Source organism: Allobosea sp. OK403 (assembly GCF_900113835.1).
In the GTDB taxonomy this organism is placed as follows: domain Bacteria; phylum Pseudomonadota; class Alphaproteobacteria; order Rhizobiales; family Beijerinckiaceae; genus Allobosea.
In genome coordinates, this window is the sequence record NZ_FOQV01000006.1 from 60,270 (window position 1) to 78,300 (window position 18,031).

16 protein-coding genes are annotated in these 18,031 nt (G+C 65.4%); 8 read left to right on the forward strand and 8 right to left on the reverse strand.

The features are described 5' to 3' along the window. Position 1: 1 nt before the first annotated feature. The 6 genes from BMZ97_RS19750 to fliL form a co-directional block, all read right to left on the reverse strand. Positions 2-3,433, reverse strand: a complete 3,432-nt coding sequence (locus tag BMZ97_RS19750) for a tetratricopeptide repeat protein (RefSeq protein WP_139221267.1) — start codon at positions 3,431-3,433, stop codon at positions 2-4. Positions 3,434-3,897: 464 nt separating this feature from the next. Further along, positions 3,898-4,119, reverse strand: coding sequence for a hypothetical protein (locus BMZ97_RS30810; RefSeq protein ID WP_139221268.1), 222 nt, complete (start codon positions 4,117-4,119; stop codon positions 3,898-3,900). A gap of 527 nt (positions 4,120-4,646) precedes the next feature. Beyond that, on the reverse strand, positions 4,647-5,486 hold the full coding sequence (locus BMZ97_RS19755; protein WP_244546509.1) for a MotE family protein: 840 nt from the start codon (positions 5,484-5,486) through the stop codon (positions 4,647-4,649). Continuing rightward, the gene (locus BMZ97_RS19760; protein WP_092173538.1) at positions 5,483-5,935 is read right to left on the reverse strand and encodes a DUF6468 domain-containing protein; all 453 of its coding nucleotides are present in this window, start codon (positions 5,933-5,935) and stop codon (positions 5,483-5,485) included. Before BMZ97_RS19760 ends, BMZ97_RS19755 begins: the two co-directional genes overlap by 4 nt. A 19-nt stretch (positions 5,936-5,954) precedes the next feature. Then, positions 5,955-7,088: a flagellar motor switch protein FliM gene (gene fliM / locus BMZ97_RS19765; protein ID WP_092173540.1), complete on the reverse strand. Its 1,134-nt coding sequence runs from the start codon at positions 7,086-7,088 to the stop codon at positions 5,955-5,957. 43 nt (positions 7,089-7,131) lie between these two features. Beyond that, the gene (gene fliL, locus BMZ97_RS19770; RefSeq protein ID WP_092173543.1) at positions 7,132-7,644 is read right to left on the reverse strand and encodes a flagellar basal body-associated protein FliL; all 513 of its coding nucleotides are present in this window, start codon (positions 7,642-7,644) and stop codon (positions 7,132-7,134) included. A gap of 292 nt (positions 7,645-7,936) precedes the next feature. Between fliL and flgF the strand changes: the two genes are divergently transcribed. From flgF to flgH, 4 genes are read left to right on the forward strand one after another with little or no spacing between them, the layout of a single operon-like run. Next, the gene (flgF, locus tag BMZ97_RS19775; protein WP_092173546.1) at positions 7,937-8,680 is read left to right on the forward strand and encodes a flagellar basal-body rod protein FlgF; all 744 of its coding nucleotides are present in this window, start codon (positions 7,937-7,939) and stop codon (positions 8,678-8,680) included. Between the two features lie 20 nt (positions 8,681-8,700). Next, positions 8,701-9,492: a flagellar basal-body rod protein FlgG gene (flgG, locus tag BMZ97_RS19780; RefSeq protein ID WP_092173548.1), complete on the forward strand. Its 792-nt coding sequence runs from the start codon at positions 8,701-8,703 to the stop codon at positions 9,490-9,492. Positions 9,493-9,509: 17 nt separating this feature from the next. Then, positions 9,510-10,571 carry a flagellar basal body P-ring formation chaperone FlgA gene (gene flgA / locus BMZ97_RS19785; RefSeq protein WP_175525637.1) on the forward strand — a complete coding sequence of 354 codons (1,062 nt, stop codon included), beginning with the start codon at positions 9,510-9,512 and terminating at the stop codon, positions 10,569-10,571. Positions 10,572-10,595: 24 nt separating this feature from the next. Then, complete coding sequence (gene flgH / locus BMZ97_RS19790) at positions 10,596-11,336, forward strand: flagellar basal body L-ring protein FlgH (RefSeq protein WP_092174076.1); 741 nt, start codon at positions 10,596-10,598, stop codon at positions 11,334-11,336. Positions 11,337-12,022: 686 nt separating this feature from the next. On the opposite strand, the gene dksA is transcribed toward flgH, so the two are convergent. Together dksA and BMZ97_RS19805 are read right to left on the reverse strand one after the other, a co-directional pair. Further along, positions 12,023-12,445 (reverse strand): RNA polymerase-binding protein DksA, encoded by a 423-nt coding sequence (gene dksA / locus BMZ97_RS19800; protein WP_069692337.1) that lies wholly within the window; start codon positions 12,443-12,445, stop codon positions 12,023-12,025. A 347-nt stretch (positions 12,446-12,792) separates the two neighbouring features. Beyond that, a complete protein-coding gene (locus BMZ97_RS19805) occupies positions 12,793-14,181 on the reverse strand; it encodes an MBOAT family O-acyltransferase (protein ID WP_092173556.1) in 1,389 nt (462 codons plus the stop codon). Positions 14,182-14,334: 153 nt separating this feature from the next. On the opposite strand from BMZ97_RS19805, the gene BMZ97_RS19810 reads away from it, so the two are divergent. Genes BMZ97_RS19810 through BMZ97_RS19825 form a run of 4 tightly spaced genes read left to right on the forward strand, consistent with a single transcriptional unit; the run spans position 14,335 to position 17,997 of the window. Then, entirely contained in the window at positions 14,335-14,997 is a 663-nt protein-coding gene (locus tag BMZ97_RS19810) for a CerR family C-terminal domain-containing protein (RefSeq protein ID WP_092173558.1), read from the forward strand. Continuing rightward, on the forward strand, positions 14,994-15,950 hold the full coding sequence (locus BMZ97_RS19815; protein ID WP_092173561.1) for an HlyD family secretion protein: 957 nt from the start codon (positions 14,994-14,996) through the stop codon (positions 15,948-15,950). The genes BMZ97_RS19810 and BMZ97_RS19815 overlap by 4 nt, the downstream gene beginning before the upstream one ends. Continuing rightward, the gene (locus BMZ97_RS19820; RefSeq protein WP_092173563.1) at positions 15,947-16,864 is read left to right on the forward strand and encodes an ABC transporter ATP-binding protein; all 918 of its coding nucleotides are present in this window, start codon (positions 15,947-15,949) and stop codon (positions 16,862-16,864) included. Before BMZ97_RS19815 ends, BMZ97_RS19820 begins: the two co-directional genes overlap by 4 nt. Next, complete coding sequence (locus BMZ97_RS19825; protein ID WP_092173567.1) at positions 16,861-17,997, forward strand: ABC transporter permease; 1,137 nt, start codon at positions 16,861-16,863, stop codon at positions 17,995-17,997. Before BMZ97_RS19820 ends, BMZ97_RS19825 begins: the two co-directional genes overlap by 4 nt. Positions 17,998-18,031 lie beyond the last annotated feature (34 nt).

Below are 18,031 nucleotides of genomic sequence, written 5' to 3' on the forward strand. Positions count from 1 at the left end.
CTCAGCCTTGCTTGGGCGGCGGGGCCGCGCTTTCGGCAGCGCCGGTCTGGCCATCGGCCGGGGGCTGCTCAGGTCTGGGGCGCTGCCGCACGGCGGTGGAGTAGCCCGGGTAGCGGGCACGGTAGGCCGTCATGAAGTCGGTCAAGGTGTCGGAGCCCGCCGCCGCGCGCGCCATCTCGCGGATGTCGGAGGCCTTGGCGCGGCTGGCTCCGGTGACGAAGGCAAAGGTGCGCGCATCCGTGCTCTGCGCCATCTTGGCGGCGAACTTGCCCCGCAGCCGGTCCAGCGAGAGCGCTTCGTTCGACATGACATAGGAAATCGCGCTGCGCATCACGTCGGCGCGCTCGCTTTCGCTGAGAGGCGCAGTGCCGCGCCAGCTTTCGCCGAGCATGCGTTCATGCGCCTCGCCGGCCTCCCGCCAGCGCTTGCCGGTCCAGAAGATATCGGAGCGCAAACGGTCGACCTCCGGCCCACGCTCCGCTTCCAGCAAATCGAGCGCCTGGTCGGTGCGAGACAAATCGGACAATGCCTTGGCCTCGAGCAGCAGGCGGGCGCGCTTGACGTCGGCGGGCAGTTCGACCAGCCGCGTCATGTTGAGCGCGCGCAGCGCCTCGACCGGCTTGCCGTTCATCAGGCTAATCATGGCGAGCTTGGTGGCGACGGTGGAGCGCGCCGCGCCGGTCAGGCGCTTCTCGATCTGGTAGCGCAGGATTTCGCCAGCCTGATCCAGCAGGTCTAGCTCGACCAGCCTGTCGGCCAAGAGCCGGGTGATTTCGTCGCCGCGCCGGCCGATCGGCAGGAATTCCTTGAAATCGTAGAACAGGGCCAGCGCTTCGATGCGCGACAGCTGTTCGGTGCTGCGCCCGCTGAACAATTCGGCGAAGCGCTGGGCGGTCTCGTCATGCATGCGCCGCGTCAGCGGGTTGTCGGGGTAGTTCTCATTTGCCCGGCGCGCGACCATGAAGGCGTCGCGCCAGCGCTGTTGGTCGGCATAGAGCCGACCGAGTTCGGCCAGCGCCTCGATCTCCAGATCGCCGCCGCGCCAGATGATCGACACGGTCTCCAGGCGGGCGATGGCTTCGTCGGACGACATGTCCGGCCGCTTCTCGGCCTGCACGAGCTTGACCGCACGCAATTGCGCCTCGGCGGCGACAGGCCGGCTATGGGCGTCGAACAAGGGCTTGTAGCCGTTCAGCGCCGCTTCCGGCCGGCCGCCGACATCGTCGAGGATGGCGCGCAGGAGCGCGAGCTCCTCAGGGTCCACCAGGTCGCGCGGCAGATTCGAGAGTTTCTCGATCTCGCGCTCGGCGACGGTGAGGTCCTGCATCGCCAATGCCGCGCGGGCCTTCGCGAAGCGTAGTTCGGCCTGGAGCTCCGGTGGGTAGCGATCGAGGATCGCCTCCGCGCGGCGAAAGCCGATGAGCGCCTGGGCGTTGCGTCCAAGTCTCTGCTCCGGCAAAGCGCGCCAGAGCCCGGCTTCGACATCCTCCTTGATCGGGCCGGCATCGAAGGCTGTGATCGCCTCCTGATTGCGATGCATGCGCACCGCGATCAGCCCCTTCAGGAAGAGCGGCTCGCGCTGGTTCCGCATGGCCGGGTCGTCGGCCATCATTGCCGACAGGGGACCATTGGCTTCCGCCATCAGGCCATTGGCCGCGTAGAAGCGGGCCAAGGCGAGGCGCGCCTCGGATTTGCGGCCGCGCGAGGCGTCGGCGACGTCGCGCAGCAGCGCGCGCGTGCCGTCCCGCACGGTGTCGACGTGCAGCCTGTTCCATTGCTCGGGGTCGAGCAGGGGCGGCTGGGCGGCCGCGGTCTGGCTCGTGTCGCTCGGCGCATCGGCGGCTATGTCGAGCGTCACCGTCAAGCCACTGCCGCGGCTGATCTGGGCCTGGTCGGCCGCGGCGCGCACCACGAGATCGTCGGCGCGGGGCGCGACGGCAAGACCATGAGCGGTCTGGAGCAAGTCGAATTCGACGAACTGATAGGGCTTGGCCGTCATGCGCGTCGGACCGAACGCCGTGGCAACAGCCAGCGGCGTCCCGGACGGGCCCGGCTCGAGCCAGTGCACCCCCGTCATGCCAGACAGCGGCACGGCAATGATCGTCTGGCCGCGTTCGTCGATCGCACGGCGCGGGGCGATCGGGGTCGCCGTCTTCATCTGCTGCTCGCCGAGGCTCAGCGACCAGGTCGGCCCGTCATCGATCAGCCTTGTCAATTGCTGACTCGGCACTCGCAGACGCACCAGCGTGACCTTGCCCTCGCGGGTTACGGTCGCGTCTTCGACGAGTTGCGGCAGGATGGTCTTGAAATCGGCCGGGTTGATCGTGTCGCGCGTGTCGAAGACGAGCGTGACGATCCCGGCGTCGACGAAGGCGGCCGCGCCGGTCATGCGCGGGAAGCGGAAATCGATATGGCCGCCTTGTGCGGTGCCGGACGCCTCGATCTTCACCGGCTGGGGTGTCGGGTCGATGACCGGCGGGGCGACAGTCGCAGGAACGGTCGCGGGCTGGCGGTCGGGAGTGGCGGCGGAAGCCTCCGCCGCAGCCGGCAAGGAGGCGGGTGTCGGCGGGGCCTTCACCGCCGCATCCATTCCCTCTGGCAGGCTCGCCAATGTCGGCCCCGTGGTTTTGGTGGGGCGCAGAAGATCGACCGTCAGCCCGTCCTCGTCCTGGAAGTTCCTGACCTGCCAGTCCTTCGGAATCGAGAGTTCAAGCCGTGTCGCGGTCTCGTCGGTCTCCTGGGAGAGCAGCGCGACGCCGTCCGGCAAGGCGTGCTTGAGGGCTGCGGGCTCGACTGTCAGCGGCTGGTCGAGGGTCAGCTTCAGCGTGCCGTCCTCCAGCGCAGTCTTGAGACCGGTTCCAGGAGGGGCCTGGAAGATCAGGCGCTCCAGCGTCGGCAGCTTGGCGCCGCGCACGATCAAGGGCTTGTTCTGGGGCCGTGGCTGACGGGCAGCTTCCTTGACGCGGGCCTCGGCCTGCTTCAAGCGCTCCGCCATCTCGGCGATCACTTCTGGTGGTGGGCCGGGCAGCAATCCGGTCCATTTCTCGGGCAAGAGATCGATGAAGGCCTTGTCGCCGGCCTCGATCAGATTGGCGCGGAACGTCTTGGGCAGCGCGAAGCGCATGCCGCGTCCGTCGGGATCGAGCCGCGCCAGGGTGATGTATTCCGGCAGCTCTTTGGCGATCTTGTTGATGTCGATCTTCACCGGGGAGGCGAAGGCGACCACGAGCACGCCATTATTGACGCGGATGCGGGTCGGCGTCGGTTCGTCGAAGGTCAGGGCGAGGCGGCCGAAGCCCGGCGGCATCTCCTGGCCGCGCAAGGTGGCGTTGGCGGCGAGCGTGGGCTCGCACAGGCCCGCGCCGATGGCGAGCGCAGCCAACCCGATACCGAAGGCAAGGGAACGCGGGACACGCAAAACCGGAGCACTCACGCAACGCGACATGAACGGGCCGGAGCTGCCTGACCCGGCAGTCCGCCTGCTTTGGACGCTAGCCTGTCAAGGATAATGCCGGGTTAACGTGGCCTCGGCATAATATCCTTGTGAAACAGTCGTTTAGAAGGTTTGCCCGGATTGCGGGCTTGGGAAACAGGGAGCTGTCGAGGCTCGACCATGGCACGGCTCGAGCCACGCGATGATTTCGAGCGCGCACGCGATCTAGGTTTACCTGCCGGCTGCGCGCGCTGGCTTGGCGCTCGCAAAGCCAGAATCATGTGGTCCCGGCTAAAAAACGGGTGCAATTATCGAGAAATTAACCATACTTGCGAACCGGTCAGTAGGGCGTCGCGTTCTATCCGAAACAAGAGCTGGGTTGGAGGACGCGATGCTGATTTACGTCGGAATTTTCTATTTGTCGTGCTTTGCGGTCTTCCTGGAACTGGTCGATCGCGCTCCGGTCAAGGATTGACGTTCAGCAGACGCCAGGCTGCCCAGCCAAGAAATCCGATCCATGAAATCGTCGCGCTGACGAAAAGCAGCACTATCGTGACGTTCAGCAGCTTTTGAACAAGCGTTTTTGCTGGGGCCTGATCCGTTGGCAGTGCTCGATTTTCGTAGGCCGGCTCGCCGTCGCCTACGCCGGCAATCAGATTATCGCTCGCTGTAGTCTGCGAATTCATGAAGGCGGCCCTCTATTGCCCAACCATTCGTGAGAAAAACTACAATCCTCGGTTGCGTCAAGTCCGACCTTCTTTCTAAAGGAAGGGTGGCGGGTTCCGCGCGAATCTTCCCGTGGTTTTCAAGCGCGTGTGGGGCCGACCTAGGGCCGTGGTTTGGCCGATTCGTCTCGAGGGCTTCAGGAATTGGCGGTGCCACCTTGGACGCGGATGACATGGCCAGGCCACACCTTGGCGCCGTCATGCCCCCGGCCTGTGCCAATCTCGTTCCATGAGCCGATCTGGCCGCTGGCGACAAGCGTCATCGGGTCCGCGCTTGGTCTGACCGAAGGGCCATGGCGCGTTCTTAAGTCATTGTTGACCATGGTGTATGAGGACGCATGCCGCCTGCGGACGCTGCTCGCTGGTGCTGCGTCGGACTGGTGCGACTAGAACAAGTTCCGATCCGATTGGATCGTTCAATTACTCTAGATCTTTGTTTTAACGCGTTTTCTTCACGAGAGCCGGTATCTGCTTCGCTCGAAAACGCACTACCGGCGTGGAGCGGGCGCGATGGCCGGCAGTTCGTTGCCCGGTAGGGGCGTGAGCTCGGCCGTACTGCGCTCTGGCGCGCGCGCGCTGGTGGCGAGGGCCACCGTCAGCTTCTCGGCCCGGTCGGGCGCCATGGCGGCGAGCACGTCGGACATCTTGCGCGGGTTCATCTGCTGGACAACCGGCAGCAGCACGTCGAGGCCGAGGCGGTCGAAGACGCGCGCGGCGTCCTTCGGCTTCATCGTCTCGTACATGATCACGAGATTCTTGATTGCCTTGAGTTCGTCCTCGGCAGGCTTGCGCTTGGGGCCGTCGACCTTGTCTTCGAGCTGCTTCAGGTCGCCGACGCGGCCGTCGAGCTTCTTCTCGGCGGTGTCGAGCAGGCGCTCGCGCATCTCCAATTCACGAATCCGGGCATCGATCTCTTCGCGCCGCTCGCCGAGGCGTTCGAGAATGGCGCGCTCAGCTGGAGAGGTGACCTTGGTCGTGCCGTTGACGATGCCGGCCTTGTTGTTGGGGTTGGCGGCGCGCGCCGCATCGGCCTTGGCTTCCGCCTCGGCCTTCTCCTGCTCCTTCTTCGGGTCAGGCTTGTCGACTGAGCCGGTCGTCTCCGGGTCGCGCAGGGCGCCATCGGGTGCATGCGCCTGGGCGATGACCTTGGCGAGGCCCCAGACCTGGGGCTCCGGCTTTACTGGCTGGGTGCTGTCGGAGGAAAAGACGCTCGCGCTTGCCGGCACCTTTCCTGGATAGGGCTCCGCCGTCCAGGCAAGCAGCTTCAGCGCCAGGAGACCCATGGCGCCGAGAATCACTGCCGGAAAGAGGCGGGGCCTTTCGATCACGCGGCCTGGCCTTCCAGGCGTCGGGCGGCGCGAGTGCGGATGGCGGCCGCGGATTCGGCGGCGCTGGTCATGCGCGAAATCGGGGTGGGCTCGGGAGCTGACGGCTCTGGGATTTTCGGCGCGACCAGCGTGGCGGCGCTGACGATCTGCGAGATGCGCTCCATCACGGTCTGGCCGGCTTCGATCTGGGCGGCGAGGTCTGCGGCGTAGCGCTCGGCGGTGCGCAGGCGCTCGGCCAGGGTGCGGTCGCAGTCGCCCAGCGTCAGCTTCAACCCGGCGATGGCGCGCTCGGCGGTGTCGGTCGCCGAGATCAGCGCGCCGACGGTCTGGCGCATGGCTCCTTCGTCGGCCTTGAGCCGCTCGATGCGCTTGGCCAGCATGTAGCAGGTGATGATGGTCGCGACGAGGAGGCTTGCGACGAGGGCATCGGCGATGAGGGTGATCGTCATGGCTTGCTGAGTATCCGCGTCAGGAGGGGGAACCGAGATGGCTCGTGGCGCTGTCGAAGGCGGCGATCGTGGTCTTGGAGCGGCGCAGCGGGCTGACGACCTGAACGGCGATCTTGTCGTCGACGCGCCCGATCCGGCCCTCGCTGACGATGAAGTCGCCGCAGCGCAGTGCGACCGTCGAATCGGGCCTGGCGTCGAACATCAAAGTGTCGCCGATCTCGAGTTTCATCACCCGCTTCAGCGGCATCTGCGTCTCATGGAGCACGCAGGTCACGGCGATGTCGGTCTGCCAGACCTCGGTCGCCAGATGGTTTTCCCAGATCGCATCGCGCCCGAGCTTCTCACCCATGAAGCTTTCGAGCAGCAATTCGCGGATCGGCTCGATCGTGGCGTAAGGCAGCAGCAGATGCAGGCAGCCGCCCCGGCCTTCCATGTCGAATTTGAGCTCGACGCGGATGGCGGCGTTGGCGGGGCGGGAGATCGAGACGAAGCGCGGATTGGACTCGATGCGATCGACCGTGAATCGCACGGGCGAAAGCGGTTTGAAGGCGGCCTCGGCATCACTCAGGATCAGCGCGATGACGCGCTTGAGCATGTTGATCTCGATCGAGGTGAAGGGGCGGCCGTCGACGCGCGGCGCCGGCTGGCCGCGCTTGCCGCCGAACATCGTGTCGAGCACAGAATAGATCAGCGAGGACTCGATCGTGATCAGGCCGAAATTGTCCCACTCCTCGGCCTTGAACACTGAGAGCATGGCGGGCAGCGAGATCGAATTGATGTAGTCGCCAAAGCGCACCGAGCGGATGCTTTCCAGCGAGACCTCGACATTGTCGGTGAAGAAGTTGCGCAGGCTGGTCGAGAGCAGGCGGACGAGACGCTCGAAGATGATCTCGAGCATCGGTAGGCGTTCATAGGCGACCGAGCCGGAATCGACGATGGCCTGGATGCCGTTGCGGGCGTCCCGGTCGTCGCCGATGGAGAAACCGAGCATCGTGTCGATTTCTTCCTGCGACATCAGGCGGTCGGTGCCGCCATCCTGCTCACCTTCCTCCATCAGCATGTCGGGCATGGTCGCCCATTCGGCCGCCATCCCTTCCGGGCTGAGGGGCTCGTTCTTGGGCTTGCCGGCTGGATCGAGGTCGTCGTTGCTCATGTCTTCGTCGTCATCCCTGCTGGTGCGCGAAAGCCCGGAGGGCTCACTGCACCAGCAATTCCTTGAACAGCACCGCGTCGATCTTGGCCGGATAGACCGTGACGTTGACGCGCCGCAGCAATTCTTCCTTGAGGCGATACATGCCAGCCGAGCCTTCCAGATCGGCCGGGCGCAACTCGCGCATGAACACCTGGAAGGCGTCCTCGACGCGTGGCAGCAGCGGCTTGATCTCCTCGGAGACCTTGGCGTCGGCGATCTCGAGTACGACCTTGACCTTGATGATCGGCTGGCGGTCCTGCTGGCCGCCGGATGAGATGCCGATCATCATGTCCCTCATCTCGACGAAGCTCGCCGGCTTCTTGGCGGCCTTCGCATGCTCGGCCGCTGCGATCTGCTCCGGGGAGGGGTGCCTCAGGAAGAAGAACCAGCCGCCGCCGCCGAGCCCGGCGAGCAGCAGCACGCCGCCGAGGATCATGATCAGCTTCTTCTTGCCGGGCTTGGACGCTTCGCCGCCCTCGGCATTCTCTTCGTCGGTCTTTCCGGTCTTCTTCGACATCGCAGCACCGCCTCGGGCTGGGCGCGCGCGGCATCGGTGCCCTGCTCCCTGAGGTTACCCTGATCAATCACGGTTAACGTGTCGTTAAGGACGGCAAATCTTGCCGGGTCATTTCTGCCCGAAGCCCCGAATTTGCCGGGCCAAGCAAAGCCACGAAAATCAACGATATATATTAATAATCAGTAGGTTAGGTGATCTTAACCATGTTGGCACAGCGCTTGCGGCTGTGGTGCTGCGATGGCTGCGCTGGGGAGCGTCGAAGCGATCGCGGGACAATTCGGGAGACTATGCCGTGGAGAACGCGCTTCTCGTCGGCCTATCGCGTCAAATGGCTTTGGCGCGCGAGCTGGATGTCATCGCCAACAACCTGGCGAATACCGGCACGAACGGCTTCAAGTCGCGCTCGGCGCGCTTCAATGAATTCATCATGCCTGTCGCCAGCGCCGAGACCTTTCCGAGCGGTGACCGGAAGCTCTCCTATGTCATCGACAAGGGCACGCCGATCGACCTGTCGCAGGGAGCGCTGGAGCGCACCGGCAACCCCCTCGACGTGGCGCTGCGCGAGAACAACTACCTGGTGGTCCAGACGCCGAACGGCCAGCGCTACACCCGCGCGGGCTCGATGAGCCTGAACCAGCAGGGCGAGCTCGTGACGCAAGGCGGCTACCAGGTGCTGGGCGAGGGCGGTCCGATCCGTTTCGGCAACACCGAAAGCAATTTCAGCATCGCCGTCGATGGCACCATCTCCAGCGACCAGGGCGTCCGCGGCAAGCTCAGGCAGGTCCGCTTCGACAATCCGCGCGCGCTGAGCAGTGAGGGCAACAACCTGTTCGCCTCGGCGACGCCGCCGCTGCCGGCCGGACCGCAGGCCAGGCTCGAGCCTGGCGCGATCGAGGGCTCGAATGTGAAGGCCATCATCGAGATGACCCGTCTGATGGAGGTCCAGCGCTCCTATCAGGGCATCGCCAACATGATGACCAAGACCGATGAACTGCGCACCAAGGCGATTTCTCGCCTGGCCGATCAGCAAGCCTGAACCGGGGAAGGAGCAAGTCAATGCGCGCCCTGCAGACAGCCGCCACCGGCATGATGGCCCAGGAACTCAACGTCCAGGTCATCTCGAACAACATCGCCAACGTGCGCACCACTGGCTACAAGCGCCAGACCGTGCATTTCCAGGATCTTCTCTACGAGAACTTCCGGCGCGCCGGCTCGGCCACCTCCGATCAGAGCACGATGGTTCCGGCCGGCACCTTCGTCGGCTCCGGCGTCAAGACGACGTCGACCGGGCGCGTCATGAGCCAGGGCAACCTGTCGTCGACGGAAAAAGAGTACGACGTCGGCATCCGCGGCGAGGGCTTCTTCAAGATCCGCATGCCCGATGGCCGCACGACCTATACGCGCGACGGCTCCTTCGACCTCGACGCCCAGGGCCAGCTCGTGACCCGCGACGGCTACGTAGTCGAGCCTGGCATCACGGTTCCCAACAACGCAACCAGCGTCAGCATCAACGCGCAGGGCACGGTCGAAGTCCAGCTTCCCGGCCAGACCGCGCCGCAGACGCTGGGCCAGCTCCAGCTCACCCGCTTCATCAACAAGGTCGGTCTCGAATCGATCGGCGACAACCTGTTCGTCGAGACGGCGGCCTCGGGGCCGGCGATCGACGGCGCAGGCGGTGGCGAGGGCTTCGGCACGCTGCAGCAGAACTATCTCGAAGAAGGCAACGTCCAGGCTGTGACCGAGCTCACCACCCTGATCGCGGCTCAGCGCGCCTATGAGATGAACTCCAAGGTCATCACCGCCGCCGACCAGATGATGTCGGCGACGACGTCGATGTTCCGCGGTTAGGCCTGAGGATGCGTGCCATGATCCGCTTATCGACCCTCCTCGCCACTGTCGCGCTGGCTGGTACGGCATTCGCGGCCCAGCCCCATCCAGCCGCTCGCGCCGGGGCCGTCGCGGCTGTCGTCGCGCCGCCGCCGCAACAGCCGGCGGCTCCGGCGCCGATGCGCAAGCCCTTCCTGCGTCCGGAGCTCACGCTTACGAGCGAGCTCGTCAGCTTCGGCGATCTGCTCTCGGGATTGCCGAGCGAGGCTGCCGCGACCCCGGGTTTCCGGGCACCCGCACTCGGCGAGACCGGCACGATTCAGGTCAGCCGCATCATGGAGGCGGCGCGTGCCGCTGGCATCATTCGCGACGCCAGCGACATCGAGAGCCATGGCTTCGCACAGGTGATCGTGACCCGCGCGGCGCGGCGCCTGATGGCGTCCGATCTCGAGGCGGCGGTGAAGACAGGCCTCCAGGAGCGCTTCGGGGTCGATGCCCGGGCGCTGGCGCTAGCGATCGACGGCGGTGCACCGGCGATTGCGATCGAACCCGAATTGACCGGCGACGTTACGGTGCTCGATCTCGGTTATGACGCCCGCTCGCGCCGTGTGCAGGCGAGGCTGATCGTGCCAGGCAGCGCGGCGATGCGCCTGAAGCCCATCCGCATCACGGGCCAGATGGTCGACACCATCGAGGTCGTGGTGCCGCGCCGTAACATCGCTCGCGGGGAAACGTTGAGCGTGGCCGATGTTATCGTCGAACGCCGCCCGCGCGACGGGCAGGCGACCGAACTCATCGGCGAGGCGAAGGCGGCCGTCGACAAGGTGGCGCGACGCGCGCTCGCTATCGGCATGCCGCTGCGCGTCGGCGACGTGCAGCGCGAGGAGATCGTCGGGAAGGGCGATCTCGTCACCATCGTCTACGAGGCGCCCGGCCTGCTCATCTCGATGCGCGGCAAGTCCGGCGAGGCCGGCGCGATGGGCGATGTCATCACCGTCACCAATCCCCAATCCAAGCGCGTGCTGCAGGGCACGGTCAGCGGGCCCGGGCGGGTTTCCGTCAAAAGCTCCGCCATCGGCCGTGTCGCCAGCGCACCCTGATCCAGACAGTTGCGGACCCTGATCATGACCACACGCATTCTCGTCAGACTCTCCGGGCTCCTTGCCCTCAGTGTCGCTCTCAGCGCCTGCGGCGCGGCCGACCGGCTCGCCAATGTCGGCCAAGCGCCGGCCCTCTCCGCGATCGAAGATCCAACGGCGGTGAAGGGCTACAAGCCCGTGCAGATGCCGATGCCGGCGGTGGAGCACGCCTCTTTCGCGCCGAACTCGCTCTGGCGCACCGGCTCGCGCGCCTTCTTCAAGGATCAGCGTGCTCGAGTGGTCGGCGATCTGGTGACGGTCAAGGTCAAGGTCACCGACAAGGCCCAACTCGACAACACGACCAAGCGCAGCCGCAAGAATGGCGAGGACGCGGGCGCCGACAACATCCTCGGCTACGAGAAGAGTCTGCCCAATGGCGCCACCGCCGGCTCGCTCCTGAAACTCGATTCGACCGCTTCGAGCGAGGGCGTGGGCTCGGTGCGTCGCGCCGAGACCCTGGCCACGAACGTTGCCGCCGTGGTCACGCAGGCCCTGCCCAACGGCAATCTGGTGGTCGAGGGCAAGCAGGAGATCCGGGTCAATTTCGAGGTGCGCGAGTTGATCGTCGCCGGCGTGATCCGGCCCGAGGACATCGAATCGGACAACACCATCGATTCGACCAAGATCGCCCAGGCCCGGATCGCTTATGGCGGGCGCGGCCAGCTCACCGATGTCCAGCAGCCGCGCTATGGCCAGCAGGTCATGGATATCCTGCTGCCCTTCTAGATCACGTCGCATTCGGGCGGAACCGCCCGAATGCGAAAAAACGTGATCGATTCTAAAAGTTTAGAGCATTGCTCATGCGAAAAACCGGTGCCCACTTTTTCGCGCAAGGCTCTAAAGGCATCGCGCAGATCTCACGAAGTTCCGGCCGGCGTGGAACGCTCCCCGCTTATTCCCGCGCTGGCCGGCCGGCGGTCTCTCCCGAGCCGCCGGCTCTTATCGCCAAGTGAGAGCGGGATGACGAGAAGCAGCTTCCCGCTTTTCCGTCATCCTGCTCTCGTCCCGGCCGCCCGCCACGCTCCCCAAGCTCACAAGGCTGGCGGCCAAAAAGAAGCCCCGCGCCTCCCGCGCGGGGCTTTTGCCCACGAAACAAAAAAGGCCCTCCGCGCGTTGCGGAAGGCCTCGGGCTGCGAAGCAGGCCTTAGAGGCTGTTCTGAACCATGGAGCCGATGTGATGAGGTCAAAACGACGGAGATGGGAGGAGCATTGCGCCGCCGATACGTCCGTATCGGCAAGCGATGCGGCGCTGCAGCTCCGCCGTTTTCACCTCACCCGCAGGGCGCGGCGCTTTTGTGCGACTGCTGTGTCGTTCTTCGTAGCAAACCGGAAGGTTTGCGTCCTCGAACTCCTCGCATTCGCGCAAAATCGCCAGCGTCAGATCGACCCCATGGTTCAGAACAGCCTCTAGCTTAGTCGTCGCGGAACACACGCTCATTGCGCTCGTGACGTTCCTGCGCTTCCAGCGAGAGCGTTGCGATCGGCCGGGCCTCGAGGCGCTTCAGAGAGATCGGTTCGCCGGTGTCTTCGCAATAGCCATACGAGCCCTCGTCAATGCGGGCGATGGCGGATTCGATCTTGGCGATCAGCTTGCGCTGGCGATCGCGGGCGCGCAGCTCGATGGCGCGGTCGGTTTCGGAGGAGGCGCGGTCGGCGATGTCGGGGTGGTTCTCGCTTTCGCTCTGCAGAGTGACGAGTGTTTCTTTTGCTTCCTTCAGAATCTCGTTCTTCCAGGACAGAAGCTTGCCGCGGAAATACTCGCGCTGCCGCTCGTTCATGAACGGCTCGCTATCGGTGGGTTTGTAGTCCGCTTCGAGAATGATTTGCTTCGACATAGGCGCACTCTCTGAGTTGGTCGTCTCGGCGCGCCCACCGACTCTGCCGTGGGAGGCCCGCCGATTTCGCGCCCTTATAGCGAGGGACATGGGCAGTAACAATCACCGCCGCGCGTCTTCAACCACTTCCGTCAACACATTGCCTCGACTGGGCGATAGAGCGCCGAAACGGGTGTTTCTGCCCCTGATTCTTGCCCTTGCTTCAAAGCGGTGCCGCCTGGGCGGGAGGCCGCCCGCCTCGGCAGATCCCGTTGAGACGGCTGCAGGGATGTGGATGGCCGTAGAATCAGTCTGGGCTCGTGATTCTTTCGCTGGCCCGAGACGCGGCCGGGAGCGCTGCGATGCCTTCAGAACTGGAAGTAGATGAATTCATAATTGGCATCGTCGCCGATCTTGAACAGGACGATGACGAAGAGGAGCGCCGCAATCACCGCGATCCAGCGCATCGGGGGCAGCCGGTGTACGAGCGTCCAGGCCGTCGGGCCGAGAATCGCGAAGGCGGCGGCCGGCAGCAGCGCGCGCCATTTGAAGCCCGTCCCCTTTGGAGCCAGGCCGATCAGCCCCTTATAGATCGCCAATGCCGCCTCAAAACTCGTGGCGCGGAAGAGCACCCAGCACAGCATGACGAAGATGAAGGTCAGGAGCCAGCCGAGCGGCTGGGGCATCGGCAGTTCGGCGCGCCGCCAAAGCAGCGCCACGATCAGGGCGAGCCCATGTGCGACGCCCCAGGCGACATAGGTGAACCCCGCACCGTGCCAGAGCCCTCCCAGCGCCATGGTCGCAAACAACGCCCAGATCTGGGTCGGGAGGCCATGCCGCGAACCGCCGAGCCAGATATAGAGATAATCGCGCAGGAAGCGCGACAGCGTCATGTGCCAGCGCCGCCAGAAATCCTGGATGCTCGTCGAACGATAGGGTGCCTCGAAATTCTGCGGCAGCACGATGCCGAAGAGCAGCGCCAGCCCGAGCGCCATGTCGGTGTAGCCGGAAAAGTCGAAATAGATCTGGAAGGTGAAGGCGAGCGTGCCTTGCCAGGCCTCCGCCATGCTGACGATTTTGCCGACGGCGGCGGCCGCGAAGACCGGGTTGGCGTATTCGGCCAGCGGGTCACCGAGCAGCACCTTCTTGGCGAGGCCGGCGGTCAGCAGCAGCAGGCCGCGCGCGATCCGCTCGGCCGCATCCGGCCGCTGATAGGGCCGCTCCTCGAACTGGTGCATGATCTCGCGCCAGCGCACCAGCGGCCCCGCCAGCACCTGCGGAAAGAAGGCGATATAGAGCGCGTAACGCACCAGATCGTAGCGCGGCGCCTCGCCGCGCCTGAGATCGGTCAGGTACATGACATGGTGGAAGGTGAAGAAGGAGATGCCGAGCGGCAGCGCGAGATCGAGCCGCGGCGTCGCAAGGCCTGACGTCGCAAGGCCTGGAATCATTCCGGCGAGATCGGCGAAGAAGTTGACGTATTTGAACAGCGCAAGCGCGGCGAGGTTCAAGACGATCGCCAGCGTGATCAGCGCACCCGCCTTGGTCTGCTGGAAGGCCTCGGCGATGAGCCAGTTCAGCCCGATCGAGAGCGCGAGCAACGGCACGAAGCGCCAGTCCCAATAGCCGTAGAAGGCGAAGGACAGCGCCACCAGCACAGGCAAGCGCCACTGCGGCGCGAAGCGCTCGGCGAGCCAATGCAGGCCAAGAGCGAGCGGCAGGAAGCCGAGCAGGAAAGCGAAGGAGTTGAAGAGCATCGAGCAAGGCGGGTCCGGGGCCGGCTGCCGCCTTAGACCATTGTCCCGCGCAAGTCATGTCGAGCGTGGGCTTTGCCAGGCCGATGCCCGCGTATCGCATGAGCGTTTAATCAATCGATTGATTAAATTGAAGTTCCGCGCTAGGTGAGTCAGATGAAAGTAGCCTCCGGCAACGACCAAAGCGCTCGCGAAGCGTTGATGCGCGCAGGGCTCGACCTGTTCGGGCGGCACGGCTTTGATGCGAGCTCAATCCGCCAGATCGCGCAGGCGGCCGGTGTCAACAGCGCCGGCATCGCCTATCATTTCGGTAGCAAGGACGGGTTGCGCCAGGCCTGCGCCGCGGCCATCGTCGCCACGATGAAGGAGCGGGTCTTCGGGGCCGCCGCGACCATGCCGCCGCTGGAAGGGCTCTCGCCGGAGGCGGCGGTGGAGTTTTTGGTTGCGGTTGTGAGCCGGGTTACGGCCTTCGCGGCACGCGCGCCGGAGAGCGAGGCCATCGCCCGCTTCGTCGTGCGCGAGATGATGGAGCCGACCTCGGCGTTCGAGACGCTCTATGAGGGGCTGGTCGGCCCGGTCCATGGCCGTCTCTGCACGCTCTGGGCTGTTGCGACCGGCCTCGAGGCCGAGGCGCAGGCGACCAAGCTCGCCGTCTTCGCGATGGTCGGGCAAGTGCTCTATTTCCGGCTGGCCCGGCCGGCCGTGATGCGGCGCATGGGCTGGAGCGACATCGGCGAGGCTGAGAGCGAGGCGATCGCCACCGTCATCCGCGCCAATGTCCGGGCCAGCATCGCTGCCATGTCGGAGGGACAGCCATGATCGCTGAATTCATCTGTTCTTTTGGCATCGCTGCCTCACTCGCCCTCTGCGGGCAGCCGACGACGCGCATCGCCGGCTATGTCGAGGGCGAATATGTTCGCCTCGGCCCGATCGATACCGCCCGGATCGAGAGCGTCGCGGTCAGGCGCGGCGAGCGTGTCGCACCCGGTGCGGTCGTCGCGGTGCTGCAGACCGATGATGCGCAAAATGCAGTCGCCGAGAGCGATGCCCGGCTGGTGCAGGCGAGGGCCCAACTTGCCAATCTGCTCAGCGGCCGGCGGCCGGAGGAGATCGCGGTGATCGAGGCGAGCGCGGCCTCTGCCAGGGCGCAGGAGCGCGAGGCCGACCGGGCGCTGGAGCGGCGGCAGGACCTTTTTCGCCGCGGCGTCTCGACCCAGGCCGATCTCGACCAGGCGCAGACGGCGCGCGACGTCGCGGCCGCAAATGTACGCCAGAGCGCAGCCAATCTCGCGGTTGCCCGGTTGCCGGCGCGCGAGGAGGAGATCAAGGCGGCGCAGAATCAGGTGACGCAGGCGCAGGCCGCTCTCGACCAGGCGAAATGGCGTCTGCTGCAGCGAAGGCTCGTTGCGCCGGCGGCCGGGATCGTCACCGATCTCGTGCGCTATCCTGGCGAACTCGCGGGGCCGGCGGCGCCGGTGCTGACCTTCCTGCCGGATGGGGCGATCAAGCTGATGGTCTACGTACCGGAGGCGCTGCTGTTCGGCACCCGTGTCGGGACGCAGCTCGATATCCGGTGCAGCGGCTGTCCGTCCGGTCTGTCCGCCACCGTATCCTATGTCGCGCAGGAGCCGGAATTCACGCCGCCGGTGATCTATTCGGCCGAGACCCGACAGAAGCTGGTCTATCTGGTCGAGGCCCGGCCGGAAGGCGCGCAGGCGGCGAAGCTTCAGCCGGGGCAGATCATCGATGTCGTGCTGCGAGGCCGACGGTGAACGTCATCGAGGTCAAGGGGCTGACCAAGCGCTTCGGCACCCGCACTGTCGTCGACAATGTCGATCTCACGGTTGCAACGGGCGAGATCGTTGGCTTCCTCGGCCCCAACGGCTCGGGCAAGACGACGACGATCCGGCTGATCTGCGGGCTGCTGACGCCGGATGCCGGCGAGGGCACGGTGCTCGGTCTCGATGTCAGGCGCGACAGCGCCGCGATCAAGCGCCAGGTCGGCTATATGACGCAGAAATTCTCCTTCTACGAGGATCTCACGATCGAGGAGAATCTGACCTTCGTCGCGCGGCTTTACGAGCTGAAGCCTGTGCACGATGCGGTGGCGCGGACGCTCGATGGCCTTGGCCTGACCTCGCGCAAGGACCAGCTCGCCGGCACGCTGTCTGGCGGCTGGAAGCAGCGACTGGCACTCGCCGCCTGCATCATGCACCAGCCGAAACTGCTCCTGCTCGACGAGCCGACGGCCGGCGTCGATCCCAAGGCGCGACGCGAATTCTGGGACGAGATTCATCGCCTCGCGGGGGATGGGCTCACCGTGCTGGTTTCGACCCATTACATGGATGAGGCCGAGCGCTGCCACCGTATCGGCTACATCGCCTATGGCCGCATGCTGGCGACCGGGACGGTCGAGGACGTGGTGCGCGGCTCCGGTCTCGTCACCTATATCGTCCATGGCGCGCTGAAGCCTGAGCAGATGCGGGCTCTCTCAGTGGCCGATGGCGTCGAGCAGATTGCTCCCTTCGGTGCCAGCCTGCATGTCGTTGGCACCGATCGGAGCAAGCTGGAGGCGGCGCTGGCGCCGCTTAAGGGCGACGCGGGCATCGGGGTCGAACCGGGCGAGACCAGCCTCGAGGACGTCTTCATCAAGTTCATGACCGGCGCGCAGGAGCGGGCGGCATGATCGCGCTATTCTCGCCCAGCCGGCTTGGCGCCGTGCTCGCCAAGGAGTTCGTGCAGATGCGGCGCGACCGCATCACCTTCGCGATGATGCTCGCGGTGCCGATCGTGCAGTTGCTCCTGTTCGGCTACGCCATCAATAACGACCCCAAGGGCTTACCGGCGGCGGTGCTGGCACTCGGCCAGGACCGCTACACCCGTTCGGTCGTCGCCGCACTGCAGGTCTCGGGCTATTACCGGTTCGGCCGGCAGCCGGAGAGCGCGGCCGAGGCCGAAAGCCTGATGGCGCGCGGCGCGATCTCCTTCCTCGTCACCATTCCCAGCGATTTCGGCGCCCGGGTCGAGCGTGGCGACGAGCCGCGTATCCTGGTCGAGGCCGACGCGACCGATCCAGCGGCGTCGAGCGGCGCAGTCTCAGCCCTGCAGACCATCGCCGGCCGGGCCCTGACCCGAGCCCTCGGCAATGAGGCGGCGGTGCGCGAGCAGAGCCAGAGCGCGCTCTCCTTCATCGTGCATCGGCGCTACAACCCCGAAGGCATCACCCAGTACAACATCGTCCCCGGTCTGCTCGGCGTCATCCTGCAGATGACGATGGTGATGATGACCTCGATGGCGCTCACCCGCGAGATCGAGCGCGGCACCATGGAGAACCTGCTGGCTATGCCGGCGACGCCGACCGAGATCATGCTCGGCAAGGTCTTGCCTTATCTCGCCGTCGGCAGCGTCCAGGTGGTGGTCGTGCTCAGCGCCGCGAAACTGCTGTTCGGCGTGCCGTTTCTGGGAAGCCTGCCGCTGCTGCTCACTTGTGTGTTGATTTTCGTGCTGGCGCTCGTCCTGCTCGGCTACACGATCTCGACCATGGCGCGGACGCAGTTGCAGGCGATGCAGCTGACCTTTTTCTTCTTCCTGCCATCGCTGCTGCTCTCAGGCTTCATGTTTCCGTTCGCCGGCATGCCGGGCTGGGCTCAGGCGATTGGCGAGCTGTTCCCGCTGACGCATTTCCTGCGGGTCATCCGGGCGATCATGCTGAAGGGCGCGGGCCTCGACGATGTCGGCGTCGAGGTGTTCTGGCTCTCCGTTTTCGTGCCCGCCTATGCCGGACTCGCGCTGATGAGATTCAGGAGCACGCTGGATTGAGGCAGGTGAGAGACAGGCATGGCGCCGTATCACT

Coding starts and splice junctions, on each gene's coding strand:
- fliL (WP_092173543.1), bottom strand. CDS start 7,644: ATGTCGAAGAAGACCGGAAAGACCGACGAAGAGAATGCCGAGGGCGGC.
- BMZ97_RS19810 (WP_092173558.1), top strand. CDS start 14,335: ATGAAAGTAGCCTCCGGCAACGACCAAAGCGCTCGCGAAGCGTTGATG.
- BMZ97_RS19825 (WP_092173567.1), top strand. CDS start 16,861: ATGATCGCGCTATTCTCGCCCAGCCGGCTTGGCGCCGTGCTCGCCAAG.
- flgA (WP_175525637.1), top strand. CDS start 9,510: ATGATCCGCTTATCGACCCTCCTCGCCACTGTCGCGCTGGCTGGTACG.
- dksA (WP_069692337.1), bottom strand. CDS start 12,445: ATGTCGAAGCAAATCATTCTCGAAGCGGACTACAAACCCACCGATAGC.
- BMZ97_RS19805 (WP_092173556.1), bottom strand. CDS start 14,181: ATGCTCTTCAACTCCTTCGCTTTCCTGCTCGGCTTCCTGCCGCTCGCT.
- BMZ97_RS19815 (WP_092173561.1), top strand. CDS start 14,994: ATGATCGCTGAATTCATCTGTTCTTTTGGCATCGCTGCCTCACTCGCC.
- BMZ97_RS19760 (WP_092173538.1), bottom strand. CDS start 5,935: ATGACGATCACCCTCATCGCCGATGCCCTCGTCGCAAGCCTCCTCGTC.
- flgH (WP_092174076.1), top strand. CDS start 10,596: ATGACCACACGCATTCTCGTCAGACTCTCCGGGCTCCTTGCCCTCAGT.
- BMZ97_RS30810 (WP_139221268.1), bottom strand. CDS start 4,119: ATGAATTCGCAGACTACAGCGAGCGATAATCTGATTGCCGGCGTAGGC.
- fliM (WP_092173540.1), bottom strand. CDS start 7,088: ATGAGCAACGACGACCTCGATCCAGCCGGCAAGCCCAAGAACGAGCCC.
- flgG (WP_092173548.1), top strand. CDS start 8,701: ATGCGCGCCCTGCAGACAGCCGCCACCGGCATGATGGCCCAGGAACTC.